This is a genomic window from Clostridium celatum DSM 1785, from assembly GCF_000320405.1.
Lineage (GTDB): Bacteria > Bacillota > Clostridia > Clostridiales > Clostridiaceae > Clostridium > Clostridium celatum.
On sequence record NZ_KB291617.1, the window covers coordinates 1 to 16,532 of the forward strand.

The following is a 16,532-nucleotide window of genomic DNA, read 5'->3' on the forward strand; positions in this document are numbered from 1 at the left end:
TAATTTAATAATTATTCTAGGTTTTATTTTTTTATTGAGTTTTAATAATTTTCTTTGAACCATTATAAGTTGCAATAAAGTATCCACCGTAAACCACAACTAATACTACAGCTGTACATAAAATATAGTATTGAATATTTTCACTTCCAAATATTGAAACAAGATCACTAGCCACTTTTAAACCAACTATAGAGTGAACTATTGCTAACGATAATGGAATAATAAAATAAATTCCTATTTGAGTTAACAATGACTTATTAATCATATTGTCGTCTACACCAATTTTCTTTAATATCTTATATCTATGAACATTATCTGCTGATTCACTTAATTGTTGAAGTGCTAAAACTGCTGCTGATGTTATTAAAAATACTATTCCCATATAAATTGCTAAATATGATATCATTGCTCCTATACCAACGGAATTATCTAAAAGTTCATTTTTAGTTAATCCATAAACTGCAATTTTACCTTCTCTATTTTCACTTCTAAAATTTTCATTTAAATATTTTTCAGCATCATTAATATTACTCTTAAAATTAATATTTAAATTACAAAACACTGGTTTAAGTCCATTTACTATTTCATCATTTACAACAATTGTACAAATATTATTTTTCATCATTGAGTCATAAGTAGTCACATTTATAACCTCATAATTTGATGGTACTAATATTTTATCATCTATATTTACTTCTATTCCGTTATCCATATTCTTTTGGATATCCTTAGTTACTTCACTTATATCTCCAAAAGCATAATATTCATTTTCCTTTAAATTTATTTCATTTTTATCTAGCATTTTCATAAGTGAATTAAAATCTAAAAGCTTAATAATACTAATTGCCATATCTTGTGATATTGGATATAAATTTTTATTTTTTTCTACTACTTCTTCACTAAAAAATTGCTTATAAGTAAAATCACTTTCATAATTTGTATATTGTGATTTTTCTCCTATAATTTCATCTAATCCATTATATTGTTCGTTAATTATATTTAATACATTTTCAGTATCATAAGACCAAAAACTTGCATCAAATTGTGTTAAATCCTCTATATCACTATTCATAGCCTTAGTTATTCCAAGTCCAGCTGAAAAAGTACATATAGCTACAAATAACATTAAGCATATAAAAGACATTGATATAAAAGTTGTATTTACTTTACTATTTATTTGCCTTAACACAAACATATTTAAATTTTTAAAATAATTCTTTTTATTGCTTTGGAATAGTTTAAGTAAAAATCCTGATAAAGAAAAGAAAAATAAAAATGTACCTACTGTTCCAAATATAATTGATTTGATTATTGTACTATCCATAACAGCTAAACCATTCTTTAATATTATGTGATATCCTGTACATATGCTTATTATACTTATTAAGAATACTACTATTGAACCCCAAATATTTTTAACCTTTAATTTCTCATTTTTCTTTGAAGCATTTAATAAATCTATTAATTTTACTTTTCTAATAATTATAGAGTTAAATATTAATACTACTAAATAAATAATTCCAAAATTCGCTATAGTCCTTAAAAAGGCATCTTTGGAAAATACAAATTGAAATTTACTTATATTAACTTCAAATAACTTAGCAGTAACTATGGATATTCCTTGTGATAATAATATTCCTAATATTAATCCTACTCCCAATGAAATCATACCTATTAGTATAGTTTCTATAAATATGATAATGGAAAGCTTGCTATTTTCCATTCCTAAAGTCATGTATATACCAAATTCTTTTTTTCGTCTTTTTATTAAATAATTATTGGCATATATTATTAAAAATCCTAAAATAAATGAAATAAATATGGAGACTATTCCTATAATATCACTTGTTAACTCAAAAGCATTAGCTTTCAAATCGCTTAATTCCATCATTATACTTTGAGATTCTATAGAATTAAAAGTATAAAATATACATACACCCAATACTAATGTTAAAAAATATATTGCATAGTCCTTTAAACTCTTTTTTATATTCCTAAAGGCTAATTTAAAATACATCTCTTTGGTCACCTCCAAGAATGGTTACAACTTCAATTATTTTATTAAAGAACTCTTTTCTACTATCATTTCCACGTGTTAACTCATTAAATATTTTTCCATCTTTAATAAATAAAATCCTACTAGCATAACTAGCTGTAAATGCATCATGAGTTACCATCATAATAGTTGCATTTAATTCCGTATTTAAATGTTCTAAACTTTCTAGAAGCATTTTTGCTGATTTTGAATCTAATGCTCCTGTTGGTTCATCTGCTAAAACTAATGATGGATTAGTTATTATTGCCCTTGCACATGCCACTCTTTGTTTTTGTCCTCCAGATACCTCATAAGGATACTTATTTAATACTTCTAGAATTCCTAACTTATTCGCTACTTTTTTAACTCTATTATCAATTTCCTTGTGATTAACTCTTGAAATGGTTAATGCTAATGCTATATTTTCATAACAATTTAATGTATCTAGTAAATTAAAATCTTGAAATATAAATCCGAGTTCTTCCCTTCTGAATTTTGCTATTTTTTTAGAGTTTAATTTTGTAATATCATTATTATTTATAAAAATATGCCCACTGCTTACTTTATCTATTGTTGAAATACAATTTAATAATGTTGTTTTACCGCTGCCAGAAGCCCCCATTACTCCAATGAATTCTCCTTCTTCTACTGTGAAACTAATATCATTAATAGCCTTTGTTATATTACTCTTATTTCCATAATACTTTTCTATATTAGTTACTTTTAAAACTTCATTTTTCATATTTTCCTCCACTACCTTAAACTTATTTACTAACTTTTCTTTTTTTATAACCTACTATTGTTAAAAAACTATAAAAACTGCTAATTATACTTACGTATATAATATTTATCTCCTTGGATTTATAATTTTACTTTTAAAACCTCAACATTCCTTGCTATGTTTTAATTTTATAATTCCTCTTCTTTACTATCCATAGAATTATATAACAGAACTCTTACATTTTTGTCATATAAGTTGTATAATGATTATTGAATAATAGTAATTATTATATAAGGAGGTAATTTATTTGAAAAAACTATTTAATATTTCTTTATTTTATTTAATTTTAGGACTAGCATTAGGTGTATTTTTTAGAGAATTTTCTAAGTTTAATTCATTTGATGGAGTAACAACTTTAAGTGCTGCCCATACTCATACTTTAGTTTTAGGTTTTATTTTCTTTTTACTTATAATGCTTATAGAAAAAATATTTACTATATCTAATAATAAATTTTTCAACACTTGGATTATTATTTATAATATAGGTTTAATATCATTAATTTCTACTTTAGTAGCACGTGGTATATTAGAAATACTAAGCAAAGATTTTGTAGGACTTCCTCATATTGCAGGAACTGCTCATACAATTTTAGCAATAGCACTTATTTGGTTTATGCTTATATTAAAAAAGGAAGTTTTTAAGAATAATTTATAATAAAAATATACTCCATAACAAATTTATAACTTGTTATGGAGTATATTTTATAATAACTATTTATTAAAATAATCTTCTCTCGAAATGCAATAATATAATTCACTAACCTTTTTATTATCTAATAATGGTAATTCTCTAGTTTTTTCAAACTTAAAGTTAAATCCAAACTTCTCTATTACTCTCTTAGATTTAGAATTAAAATCAAAATGTCCGCACCAAATTAAATCTAAATTTAATTCCTCGAACCCAAATTTTATTAATGCTCTTACTGCTTCTGGTATATATTCATTACCCCAATACTTAGGATTTAAAACATATCCTATTTCTCTAGAATTTCCACCTTTTATGTTTTCATCTATGTTCTTATAATGTAGTCCTATTCCACCAATAACCTTATTTTCAATTTTTAAAACTACTGCATATTCTTCATCACCATCGCTAAATATATTAACAATTTCTTTACTATCATCTATAGTTTTATGTACAGGCCATCCTGCATTAGGTCCTACTCTATCATCATTAGCATAATCATACATATCTAAATAATCATCTTTACACCATTTTCTTAATATTAATCTTTCTGTCTCAATACTCTTCATTAATTTCATCCCCCAATTTAATCTAAAACTTCATCATATCATTAACAGGAAATAATATTGAAACTTCTGTTCCTTCATTTTCCCTTGATTTAATATTAACACTTAAGCCTAACTTTTCACACATTTTTTTACATAAGTACAATCCCATTCCAGTAGTTTTCCCAAATCTCCTGCCATTTTTACCTGTATATCCTTTTTCAAAAGCCTTAATTACATCCTTTTCATCCATTCCAATTCCATTATCACATATTTTTAAAATTACATCATTTCCTATATCTTCACTATATATCTTTAAAATACTATTGCTTTTATCCATATATTTAATGCTATTACTTATAATTTGCCCTAAAATAAACTCTATCCATTTACTATCACAAAATACGATTTTATCAACATTCTTAATATCAATTTTAACCTTTTTTTCTATTAAACTAGTAGCATTTCTTCTAATTACAGAATTAATAGAATCTTTTAAATTAATTTTTTTAATCAAATAATCTTTTTCCACCGTATTACTTCTAGCATAAAACAATACTTGCTCTATATAGTTATCAATTTTTGTTACTTCTTCTCCAATACTTTCAGTTATTTCATTTTCATTATTTTCAATCAGTAACTTGCAGGTAGCTATAGGAGTTTTGATTTCATGAACCCACAATTCAATGTATTCCTTATAATCTGCGCTATCTCTTATAGCATCACTTATATCATCCTTCATAGATTTAGTTGCTTGTTCCAAGACTTCATAAAAAATTTTACTATCTAAAAAATCGCCTTCACTTGCTACATCCGCTATAAAATATTTCTTATCTAATCCTTCTAATTTATCTAATAAATTTTTATAATATTTTCTTTTATTAAAATAATCATAAAAATAAAAACTACTTGATGCTAAAAAATTTAAAATACATATAAAAATAACTGCATAATTATCAACATTTAATCCCAATAATATAAAAAAACTTATAATAAGTGCTATTAAATTTATTGCTATAAAAATATACTTTTCTTCAAGATATTCTAAAATGCTCATATTAAAATATATCCCTGCCCTCTCTTAGTTTGGAGATACCCTTCTGCTCCTATTCCATCTATTTTTTTTCTAAGCCTATTTATATTTACAGTTAACGTGTTATCATCAACAAATTCATCATTTTGCCATAATGACTTCATTAAATCATTTCTTGAAACAATTTTCCCTTTACTTTTCATTAACGGGTATAAAATTCTACTTTCATTTTTTGTTAATTCTATCTTATTATCTTTAAATGACATTTCGCTAGTTGACATATTATATTTAAGTCCATTAAATTCAAAAGTTTCAGCCTCTAAGTTCTGATATGTTCTTCTAATAATTGAAGATATTCTAGCTAAAAGAATTTGAGTATTATATGGCTTTGTTATAAAATCATCTGCCCCTAAGTTCATACTCATAAGTTCATCTATTTCACTATTCCTACTAGTTACTACTATTATTGGAACATTTGAATTTTTTCTTATTTCTCTACATATATAATATCCATCATAATATGGTAAATTAATATCTAATAATATTACATGTGGATTTTCTTTTAAAGCAATATTCACTATATTTTCAAAGTTTGTTGAATAACTTACTTCATAACCATATCTGTTTAAAAATTCACTTAGCTCCACTCTTATCTTTTCTTCATCTTCTATAATAAAAATTTTTTTATTCACATCTTTCACCTTATTCCCTTCTAACTTAATTATATATACTTTCACTTAAAAATAAAGCAAAGCTCAATTCTATGTATATAAAAGTATTTTATGGTAAAATATAACTTATATTTAATCTTTAAGGTGGTGATTTTAATGAAAGCTCTTATACTATATACAAATACCGGTGCAGGACATCATTCTGCTAGTAAAGCAATTTGTGAAGCTTTAAAAAGTATCGATGTTAAAACTATAGAAATAGATACCTTAAGCTTTGCTGGTAAAACTACTTCAAAAAAAATTGAAAACTCTTATGTAAATATAGTAAGAAAAGCACCTAATTTTTTTGGATTACTTTACAAAGCTGGTACTAAAATAAGTAATCCTAAAATCAAATCTATAATCTATATTTTAAATACTCTTTATGCTAATAAAATTCATACTTTAATAAAAAATGAAAAATCTGATTTAATAATTTGGACTCATATTTTCTGTGCACAAACTATCTCTTATCTTTATAGAAAATATTCTTTTAATTCTTTAACTGCGACTATTGTCACAGATTATACTTGTGCTCCTTTTTGGGAAGAAACTAACTTAGACTATTATTTCATTCCACATAAAGATTTAACTGACGAATTTATAGGTAAGGGTATCAATGCAAATAAAATTTTACCTTTTGGATTACCCATTAACACCAAATTTAATTATCATAATAATAAAGTTGACTCAAAAAAAGAATTAAATCTAAATCCTAATCTAAACCATATTCTTATTATGGGGGGAAGCATGGGAGCTGGTGATATTTTTAATACAACCTTATCATTATCTAAAGAATTAAATAATACACAGTTTTCAGTTATATGCGGTAATAATATAGAGTTATTTAATAGGTTTAAAAATAGAAGTTTAAGTAAAAATATTAATGTATTATCATTTGCAACAAATATAGATAAGCTAATGGATTCAAGTGATATCTTAATTACTAAACCTGGTGGCTTAACTACCACGGAAGCTATGACAAAAAATTTACCGGTGATACTTATCAATCCTATTCCTGGTGTTGAATCAAAAAATTGTAATTTTTTCATTAATCATAATATGGCTATAGCTTCTAATTCAATTGCTGAAACTTTAAAAGCGTGTAAACTGCTACTTAATGATAATACAGTTTCAAAGAGTATTATTTCATCACAAATTGAAAATATTAATCCTAATGCTGCTATTGATATTGCTAACTTCTTAGTAAATAATCTTAAAAACAGGAGGAATCAATGATACTTTTAAAAGAAGCTTTTTTAATATTTATTTCTTTTTTATCTGGATCAATTATGTATTCTTATATAATTCCTAAACTTTTTAAAAATATAGATATAAGAGAAATATCAGAAGATAGTAATCCTGGAGCAGGTAACGTAATAAAAAATGTTGGATTTGCTTTAGGAATACTATGTGTGATTTTAGATGTTCTGAAAGCCTTTATTCCAGTATATATATCAATTAATAAATTTAATGTAGATGGCATCCTTTTAGTTTTAATTGCAATTGCTCCTATTTTAGGACATGCATTTTCACCCTTTTTAAATTATAACGGTGGAAAAGCTATCTCTTCTACTTTTGGATCTTTTTTAGCACTTTATCCATTAAGCAATATATCAATAATTTTTGCAATAATATTAATATTTTTTAAATTCATTTTAACTATTAAACCAAATTCAAGCGTCATATTAGCTAGTACATTACTTCTTGATATAATTATTTTTATTTATGATAATAATTTTTATATTAAATTAATTTCTCTTTTTACATCATTTATTTTAATATACAAACATGAGATTAATAGAAATTATGGTGATATAAGCATTTCTCTTTTCAATAAATATTTTAAATTTACACTGAATAATTTTAATAATAAGAAAATCTTTTAAAATTTTATAAAAAAACTATTACAACTTTAAGTATAGTTGTAATAGTTTTTTACTTTAAATAAACTTAATATAATATTTTTTACTTAGCTAAAGTATTGCCTTTACTCCAAAATACCCAAAAGATATTAATATAAAATTCCATATACTTATGCCAATTGTTGAGTATAAAATAAATCCAGTAAAATCTGCCCTTATTATACCATAAACTAATGATACTAAAATTCTTACTACTGGAATTAATCTACATATAAAAACAGCTTTATTTCCATATTCATTTGAGTAATATAATATTTTTTCTGTATATTTTTTAGTCTTTGGTGCTTTCATATTTATTTTTTCTAATATAGGATTTCCTATTCTATAACCTATATAATATAAAGCCATACTCCCTGTAATGGCTGCTACTATAGATATTAATAGTACTAATATTAAACTACCGTTGCTCTCAGCAACAAAAGCTCCAATTGTAGGCATTACTATAGTAGCTGGTACCCCTGGACAATTTATATGTTCTAAAAATATTATAATAAACAAAAATATTAATCCATATTTTGTAAAACAACTTAATATATATTGTATTTCCATTTTATATTACCTTTCATTTTAAATTTGTAACTAATTTATTAAATATTAAATATAATTTATTGTTTGGGTTATTTTTATTTATATAAGATTATATTTAAAGTATCCTAATAAAATTACATTTAATATCTAATTTTATCAGTTCATACAATAAAATTAAATTTTTCTTAATTATGTATTGTTACCGTTTTCAGAATGTTGGTTTTTTTTTCTTTTAGTTGTATAATTACAATGACAAAATTTTTAACCAATATTTAACATTAATTTTAATTGAACTTTTAAAGGGGGATTTAACTCATGAAGCTTTCTTTTTGGAGGCAAGAACCAAAAACAATATTAAAGTTTTTATTAGCTCCAATAATTATTAATATTATTATTGAATTTTGTAGTAGAAGAAGTTTTTTAGAAACTATAAGTTATATAATAAATTCACCTCTAACATTTTTATATAATTCCTTTATAATTTTAACTACATTATCAGTTGTAATATTATTTAAAAGAAGACAGTTTATATTCACTATTATATCTAGTATTTGGATTGGATTTGGTATAACAAATGGTATAGTTTTAAGTCATAGAGTAACACCATTTACTGCTACTGATTTAACTCTTATAAAATCTTGTTTATCAATTTTTTCAAAATATTTATCACCAATTAGTATAATTTTAATAGCTATGGCTCTTATTATTTTAATAGGTTTATTAGTTTTTCTATTTTTTAAAGGACATAAATATGAATATAAAATAAATTATAAAAAGAATATATTAATAGTATCTTCATTATGTTTTTGCTTATTTTTATCTACTAAATTGGCTATTGGCTTAAATATTGTTTCATCTTATTTTGGAAATATTGCCTTTGCTTATTTAGACTATGGATTTCCTTATTGTTTTTCTAATACATTATTAAATACAGGTATAGATAAACCTAAGGATTATTCTAAAGAAACTATTTCGCAAATATCTAATTTAATAGCAAATACTGATTCAACTAACAAGTTACTACTTGCTAGTAGTGATAATAATTTAAAGCTTTCACAAAGTAGACCAAATATTATTATGCTACAATTAGAATCATTTTTTGATCCGACTTTAATAAATTACTTAAATTTTTCAAGTGATCCAGTACCAAACTTTAGAAATCTTAAAGAAAATTATCCCTCTGGATATTTAACAGTTCCATCTGTAGGGGCTGGTACTGCTAATACAGAATTTGAAATATTAAGTGGTATGAGTTTAAGGTTTTTTGGACCTGGTGAATATCCTTATAAAACAATTTTACAGGAAAGTACCTGCGAAACTATAAACTATGATCTAAAAGAGCTTGGATACTCTACTCATGCTATTCATAATAATAAAGGAACTTTCTATGATAGAGATTTTGTTTTTTCTCAATTAGGATTTGATACTTTCACTTCATTGGAATACATGAATGTACAAGAATATACTCCTACTGGTTGGGCTAAAGATTTTTATCTTACTGATGAAATATTAAAAAGTATTAATTCTACTATTGGCACAGATTTTGTTTATACTATTTCTGTTCAAGGTCATGGTGACTATCCTAAAGATAAAATTTTAGAAAATCCTGAAATAACTTTAACAGGATTAGAAGATGCAGAAACTAATAATGCATTTACTTACTATGTAAACCAAATACATGAAATGGATAAATTTCTTGGTGAGTTAACAACTGCTTTATCTAATCTTGCTGAAGATACTGTTTTAGTTTTATATGGTGATCACTTACCTACATTAGGACTTGCAGATGAAGATTTAAAAAATGGCTCTATATTTCAAACAGAATACGTAGTATGGAGTAATTTTGATCTATCTAGAGAAGATGAAGATTTAACAGCTTATCAATTAACATCTTCAGTATTAGAAAGTTTAAATATAAATAATGGTGTTTTAACAAAATTCCATAATCAATTTAAAAATTCAAGCGATTATCTAGATGATTTAAAACTATTACAGTATGATATGCTATATGGAGAAAAGTATATATATAATGGAGAAAATCCTTTTATTGCAACCAACTTACAAATGGGAATTGATAAAATAACTATAGATAATATATACACTGAAAATAATAAAATATTTATTAAGGGACAAAATTTCAATGAATTTAGCAAAGTTTATGTGAATAATGAATATATAGAAACCACATTTATTGATAATAATACACTGTCTATAGAAGATACTGATTTTCCACAATCATCTTCTATAGTTATAACTCAAAGAACATCTGGTGGTGGAAAACTAGGCTCAACAAACGAATATATTTATTAAATTTAATAGAAAAGTGATTATATACTGGAAGAAATATAATCACTTTTTAATTTTAATATTCTTTTCTATACTAAACACTTTACTTGTATAAAAATACTATCTTTTATATTTTTTCATTAAATAAATTATTGTTAAGTAAACTATAGAGAAAAATTAATGATATTATTGCAAGAAACATTTATAACAAACTTTAGAATTTATTTAATATCCAGATTCTTTTTTAAGCTGTTGTAGCTCATTTTCTGTTAAGTATCTCCATTTTCCATATTCTATTCCTTCAATATTTATATTCATAATTCTAATTCTCTCTAGTTTTGTTACTGTGTATCCAAATGACTTAGTCATTCTTCTTATTTGTTTGTTTAAGCCTTGTGTTAAAATAATATTAAATGTATTTTCATTTATTCTGCTTACTTTGCAAGGCCTTGTAATTGCATCCCCTATATCAACTCCACTTGACATACCTTTTATAAAATCTTCATCAAATGGATTATTTACAGTTACTATATATTCTTTTTCATGCAAATTATCTGATTCTAATATTTTATTTGATAATATACCATCATTAGTCATTATTATTAAGCCTTGTGATTCTTTATCTAATCTACCTACCGGAAAAATATATTGCCCATAGTCCATATAATCTATTATATTATTTTTTACATTTTCTGCTGCTGTACAAGTTATCCCTACTGGTTTATTTAATGCAATATAAATCTTTTTCTTAGCCTTAATAGGTTCATCATCAATTAATATATTGTCTTCTTCTTCCACCCATTGTCCCATTTGTGCTAATAAACCATTAACCTTTACTCGCCCATCTTCTATTAATCTATTTGTTTCTCTTCTGGAGCATATTCCTAAATTACTAAAAAGTTTATTTATTCTCATACAAAACTTTATCCTCTCATTCATAAATACTATTTAAATAATACATATGAAAATTAAAAATGACAAGCAACAAATTTTATCAATCTGCTACTCATCATTTTAATATATTATATTTACAAATTTAGCTTATTAGCCTTAGATTTAACCATTCCTTAATTCTTACTAATTATTAAAAGGTTCTGTATGAATATTTATTTCTTTTATATATCCTAAGTTAGAAATTATTTTCTTTTCTAACTTATCTGCTATTTCATGTGCCTCTTCTAAAGTTTTACTCTTATCAATAAATATACTCATATCTACATATGCAATAGATCCATATTTTCTAGATTTTAAATCTTTTATTCCATATATTTTTTCATAGTTTTCTACTATATTTTCAATTTCATTTATATCATTGTCACTTATTGAACTATCCATCAATTCTCCACAAGAAGATTTTAAAATATCAATACCTATCTTTACAACAACTATTGCTACAATTATTGATGCTATTGGATCTAAAATCTTAAATCCAAGTATTGCACCACCTATTCCTATAAAAGCTGCAATAGATGATAATGCATCTGATCTATGATGCCATGCATCAGCTTTTAAAGCAGATGAATTAGTTTTCTTAGCTACTCTTATAGTAATCTGATATTGATATTCTTTAACTCCAATTGAAATTGCTGCTACTATTAATGGTAATATAGTTGGAATTTTCACCTTACTAAGATTTAATAATGAAACTATTCCATCGTATCCTATTTTCACTGCAACTAAAATAAGTACTGCTGATAAGATAAATGCTACCAAACTTTCAGCTTTTTCATGACCATATTGATGCTCTTTATCTCTGGGTTTTCTAGATATTTTATTGCCTATAAGAATACCAATTGAAGTAATTATATCTGAAGCTGAATGTAATCCATCTGCAATTATTGCCGTAGAATTTCCTAAAAATCCAGCAAATATTTTCAAAATCGTTAATCCTATATTAAGTAAAATTGATATTATCGTTATCTTATTAGATTCATCATATCTATCTTCCATGAATACCACCCCTATTATCATATGATAATTATATTATATGTATTAACTTCTTATTTGTACATATTTTATAAAACAAACTTTTTTCTCAATTGATAATCGATTTTGTTAGTTTATAATATTCATTATCTATTTACTTATAAAATTCAAGACATATTATTATATACAATTTTCACCTAAAGGTCCTAAAAAACACAAAAAACAAGCAATAAAAGTTTTTTATTTTAACCTTTTGCTTGTTTTTTTATTTTAATATACAAATTCTAAGTTTTCTTTTTCATTAAAGAAATCAGAATAGTCTATATCAAATAATGGTTTTTTAACTTTTCTTATATCAATATTTTCCTTTATAAGTTGTGTCAATACTCCAACATAAGATAAATCACCTTGAACTATAGCACCATATATTACTCCATCCTTATATATTATCTTTTTATAATCCTTTCCTTTTACTTGCTGTTCCTCTTTATAACTATCATCAGGTTTATTTACTAATCCTAGAGACATTGTTGCTAATCCACAGAAATTCATAGTGTTTTTACTTCCAAAAAAGTCATCCATATATATTTCTTTACCAATCATATTATTAGCTGCTATAATTCCTTCTTTAACGGCAGTTGGCCATATTGGATTTCTTCCTGTTATATCTCCAGCTCCATAAACATCCTTTATATTAGTTTCACCTTTTGAGTTAATTATAAGACCAAATTTATCACACTCTATACCACTATCATTTAAAAAACCTATATTAGCTCTAACACCTGTGCATGCTATTATTAATTCACAAGGTACTTCTTCTTCAGTATTTAATTTTATTGAAATTGGATTATTATTATCATCTACTATAACTTTTTCAGCTCTTACTCCAAACTTAAAGTTCACACCTTCTTCTTTTAATCTTTCTTGATATACTTCTGCTGCGTAATTGTCAAATGAAGTGGTAATATTCTATCTCCCATTTCAACTAAAGTAATATTTACATCATAATCTAAAAGACCTGCTAAAACATCTACCCCTACTAATCCAGCACCTAAAATAGCAACATTTTTAACTTTTTTAGCTTCTTCCTTAATCTTAATAGCATCATCTAAATTTCTAAGTCCTACTACATTATTAGCAGTTCTTAAATTTTCTATTGGTGGTAAAAATGATGATGATCCTGCTGCCAATAAAACTTTATCATAGCTTAAATTTTCATTATTTGATAATTTAAGCTTTTTTTCTTTGATATTTATCCCTACTACCTCTACTCCCTTTATCCACTTTATATTATATATTTCAAAAAAATTCTTTGGAGTAAAGTCTAAAGCTTCTATTTCTCTTCTTCCATCTAAAAAATGATGAAGTATGCATCTTGAATAAACATATTCATCTTTAGATACTAATATTATCTCTGCATTTTTATCATTTTCACGTAGCGTTTTAGCTGCATTAATTCCAGATGCAGATGCTCCTACTATAACATATGCCATTATTCATCTACCTCCTCTAAAGTCAATGCATTCATTGGACATTTATCTACACATTGAGGAAAGTTTTGCTCTGTTGATATACACATGTCACATTTCATTACTTCTCTATTAGTTTGGTAATCCATCTTTAAAACACCATAAGGACATGCCATTATACACATATAACAAGTTGCACATCTGCTTTTGTCATAAATAACGTATTTACTTTCATCATCTTTTCTCATAGCTCCAGTTGGACAAGCGTAAACACATTCTGGTCTAGTACAATGTCTACAATAAATTGGTGCAAATCGTCCTTCACTATTAATAACAATCCTTCCTCTTGTATCTCTTGATCCATGAGATACCTTACATGCTGTAGTACATGTTAAACAACCAATACACTTTTTTCTATCTATTTTTATTCTCTTCATAGCCGTCTCCTAGTTAATCTTTTCTATTTTTACTGGCACATATTTAAAATTGGGTTCTTTTGAATATGTATCAAATATAGATGGTAATAGTGAATTTGCTTCTATATAATGCATTGGCGCATATATTTGATCTTTTTTAACACTTCTACTTAGCTTAACAAGAAAGTTATTACTTACACCATTTGGTGAGGTTATTTTAATTGTTTCATTATCCTTTATTCCTAATTCATTTGCTAAATCTGTATTTATATTTACATATCCTTCATGAGGAACTATAGAGAAAACATCCGGTATCTCTCTAGTTCTTGTTTGTGTATGCCATTGACCAACAGTTCCTCTTCCTGTATTAAATAAGTAAGGGTACTCATCTGATTGTTCATAAGTTACTGGTGCTACATCTTCATAAATAAATTTAGCTTTTCCACTTGGTGTATAATACTTATTATCTTCAAAAAGTCTTCTTTCATCTTTTTCTAACTGTTCACCTGCTCTAAATGGCCATTGTACTCCCCTTGAATCTTTTAACATATCATAATCCACACCTGTAATATCACAAGGCATTCCTTTAGTGCATGCTTTTAATGTTTCAAATGCATCCCTTGGTGTCTTCCATTTGTCTAATAATTTTCCCATTCCTAAAGCTTTACCTATACCCAACATAATATCATAATCTGTTAATTCATTTTCCTTCTTTTCTAATACTGGATCAAGCTTTGACAGTCTTCTTTCTGTATTAATTAATACGCCTTCTTTCTTTAATCCATTGGCTGAAGGTAATAATAAATCACAATAACTAGTAGTTTCAGTATCTGCATAAATATCTTCTACAACTAAGAATTCTAATTTTTCAGCAGCTTTTTTAAAGTCTAAATTATTTATCCAAGAAACTATAGGGTTAGTTGCTATTACCCATAAAGCCTTTATTTCTCCAGAATTTATCTTATCTATTATAACATTATAAGGAAGAGTAGGCTTCTTAGGTAACATTTCAGGATCTATATCTAAAGCCTCTGCTACAGCTTTTCTCCTTGCCTCATTATCATATTCCCCTCCACCATAAAGTCCTGTAGTATTACTAAAAAGTCTAGAGCCCATAGCATTACATTGACCAGTAATAGAGTTAGGCCCTGTTCCAAGTCTACCTATATTTCCTGTCATTAAAGCTATATTTATAATTGCTTGTGCTGTTCTTACTGCTTGATATCCTTGATTTATTCCCATAGTCCACCATAATGATACTCTTTTCCCCTTATGTATTATTTCAGCCAGCTCTAAAACTCTGCCCTTAGATATACCTGTTTTTTCTTCAACATCTTCTAATGTATATTTTTTTACATGTTCTTTAAAACCTTCAAAATCTTCTGTGTATTTTTCAATATAATCAGTGTCAATCCAACCTTTTTCAATAAGAACATTTGATAATGTATATAAAAGTGTTAAATCTGATTTTGGTTTTATATCTATCTACACATATCACAATTGCTTACAGTTTCTGTTCTTCTAGGATCTATAGCGATCTTTATGCAATCTTTATTATTTTTAGTCTTTCCCCAAAGAATTGGATGTGCAACTACAGGATTACAACCAATAAATATAATTACATCAGAATGCTCTAAATCATTAAAAGTATATGGTGGAGCATCAAATCCAAAGCTTTGCTTATACGCAACTACTGAAGTAGCCATACAAAGTCTTGTATTTCCATCCCCATTACCACCTAAAAATGTTCTTCCTATATGCCCTGCTAATGCCATCTCTTCTGTAGCTAATTGACCTGTGCTTAAAAATGCAAAACTTTCTTTACCATACTTCTCTTGTATCTCTGTTACTCTTTTAGCAAATAAATCAAATGCCTCTTGCCATTGTATTTGTTTTAATTCTCCATTCTTATCTCTTAAAAGTGGAAGTACAGGATTTTCATGTTCAGTATTTTGCTTATCTAAATTTAATCCCTTTACACAGCAAAAACCCTTATTAACAGGATAATCACTAGTAGGCACTACTCTCTTAATAAAACCATTGTCCTCAACATGAAAATCTAAGTTACATGCTATAGAACAATAATTACAAGTAGATCTTACAACTTTCAATTAAATCACTCCTTCTTTAATTAATTCTATATCTCCATAAAATACTTATAATTTATTAATTTTTTAATATCCTTATGTAAAT

Annotated in this window: 13 protein-coding genes and 2 pseudogenes; 4 read left to right on the forward strand and 11 right to left on the reverse strand. The window is 25.7% G+C overall.

The genetic code is table 11. The annotated features are described in order from the left end of the window. Positions 1-31 precede the first annotated feature (31 nt). Complete coding sequence (locus HMPREF0216_RS03725; protein ID WP_005211320.1) at positions 32-2,017, reverse strand: FtsX-like permease family protein; 1,986 nt, start codon at positions 2,015-2,017, stop codon at positions 32-34. Continuing rightward, complete coding sequence (locus tag HMPREF0216_RS03730; RefSeq protein WP_040418780.1) at positions 2,007-2,777, reverse strand: ABC transporter ATP-binding protein; 771 nt, start codon at positions 2,775-2,777, stop codon at positions 2,007-2,009. Before HMPREF0216_RS03730 ends, HMPREF0216_RS03725 begins: the two co-directional genes overlap by 11 nt. 286 nt (positions 2,778-3,063) lie before the next feature. On the opposite strand from HMPREF0216_RS03730, the gene HMPREF0216_RS03735 reads away from it, so the two are divergent. Further along, entirely contained in the window at positions 3,064-3,471 is a 408-nt protein-coding gene (locus HMPREF0216_RS03735) for a DUF2871 domain-containing protein (RefSeq protein WP_005211323.1), read from the forward strand. A 56-nt stretch (positions 3,472-3,527) separates the two neighbouring features. Here HMPREF0216_RS03735 and HMPREF0216_RS03740 read toward each other — a convergent pair whose 3' ends face one another. The 3 genes from HMPREF0216_RS03740 to HMPREF0216_RS03750 are packed head-to-tail and all read right to left on the reverse strand — an operon-like array spanning position 3,528 to position 5,771. Further along, positions 3,528-4,070: a GNAT family N-acetyltransferase gene (locus HMPREF0216_RS03740; RefSeq protein ID WP_040418782.1), complete on the reverse strand. Its 543-nt coding sequence runs from the start codon at positions 4,068-4,070 to the stop codon at positions 3,528-3,530. Positions 4,071-4,092: 22 nt separating this feature from the next. Further along, a complete protein-coding gene (locus HMPREF0216_RS03745) occupies positions 4,093-5,103 on the reverse strand; it encodes a sensor histidine kinase (RefSeq protein ID WP_005211325.1) in 1,011 nt (336 codons plus the stop codon). Next, positions 5,100-5,771, reverse strand: coding sequence for a response regulator transcription factor (locus HMPREF0216_RS03750; RefSeq protein WP_040418811.1), 672 nt, complete (start codon positions 5,769-5,771; stop codon positions 5,100-5,102). The genes HMPREF0216_RS03745 and HMPREF0216_RS03750 overlap by 4 nt, the downstream gene beginning before the upstream one ends. 135 nt (positions 5,772-5,906) lie before the next feature. Between HMPREF0216_RS03750 and HMPREF0216_RS03755 the strand changes: the two genes are divergently transcribed. Together HMPREF0216_RS03755 and HMPREF0216_RS03760 are read left to right on the forward strand one after the other, a co-directional pair. Next, positions 5,907-7,028, forward strand: coding sequence for an MGDG synthase family glycosyltransferase (locus HMPREF0216_RS03755; RefSeq protein ID WP_005211327.1), 1,122 nt, complete (start codon positions 5,907-5,909; stop codon positions 7,026-7,028). Then, entirely contained in the window at positions 7,025-7,678 is a 654-nt protein-coding gene (locus HMPREF0216_RS03760) for a glycerol-3-phosphate acyltransferase (protein WP_005211328.1), read from the forward strand. The genes HMPREF0216_RS03755 and HMPREF0216_RS03760 overlap by 4 nt, the downstream gene beginning before the upstream one ends. 87 nt (positions 7,679-7,765) lie before the next feature. Here HMPREF0216_RS03760 and HMPREF0216_RS03765 read toward each other — a convergent pair whose 3' ends face one another. Beyond that, positions 7,766-8,263: a DedA family protein gene (locus tag HMPREF0216_RS03765; RefSeq protein ID WP_005211329.1), complete on the reverse strand. Its 498-nt coding sequence runs from the start codon at positions 8,261-8,263 to the stop codon at positions 7,766-7,768. A 294-nt stretch (positions 8,264-8,557) separates the two neighbouring features. Here HMPREF0216_RS03765 and HMPREF0216_RS03770 point away from each other — a divergent pair, with 294 nt between their 5' ends. Further along, positions 8,558-10,552, forward strand: coding sequence for an LTA synthase family protein (locus HMPREF0216_RS03770; RefSeq protein WP_005211330.1), 1,995 nt, complete (start codon positions 8,558-8,560; stop codon positions 10,550-10,552). A gap of 201 nt (positions 10,553-10,753) precedes the next feature. Here the strand turns inward: HMPREF0216_RS03770 and HMPREF0216_RS03775 are convergent, their stop codons facing one another. The 5 genes and pseudogenes from HMPREF0216_RS03775 to HMPREF0216_RS03795 form a co-directional block, all read right to left on the reverse strand. Beyond that, entirely contained in the window at positions 10,754-11,443 is a 690-nt protein-coding gene (locus tag HMPREF0216_RS03775; RefSeq protein WP_040418785.1) for a pseudouridine synthase, read from the reverse strand. Positions 11,444-11,605: 162 nt separating this feature from the next. Next, a complete protein-coding gene (locus tag HMPREF0216_RS03780; protein ID WP_040418788.1) occupies positions 11,606-12,478 on the reverse strand; it encodes a cation diffusion facilitator family transporter in 873 nt (290 codons plus the stop codon). A gap of 246 nt (positions 12,479-12,724) precedes the next feature. Further along, a pseudogene (locus HMPREF0216_RS03785) lies at positions 12,725-13,947 on the reverse strand (NAD(P)/FAD-dependent oxidoreductase). Beyond that, positions 13,947-14,360: a 4Fe-4S dicluster domain-containing protein gene (locus HMPREF0216_RS03790; protein WP_005211335.1), complete on the reverse strand. Its 414-nt coding sequence runs from the start codon at positions 14,358-14,360 to the stop codon at positions 13,947-13,949. Before HMPREF0216_RS03790 ends, HMPREF0216_RS03785 begins: the two are co-directional and overlap by 1 nt. Before the next feature lie 9 nt (positions 14,361-14,369). Next, positions 14,370-16,450 (reverse strand): annotated as a pseudogene (locus tag HMPREF0216_RS03795) (molybdopterin oxidoreductase family protein). Between the last annotated feature and the right edge of the window lie 82 nt (positions 16,451-16,532).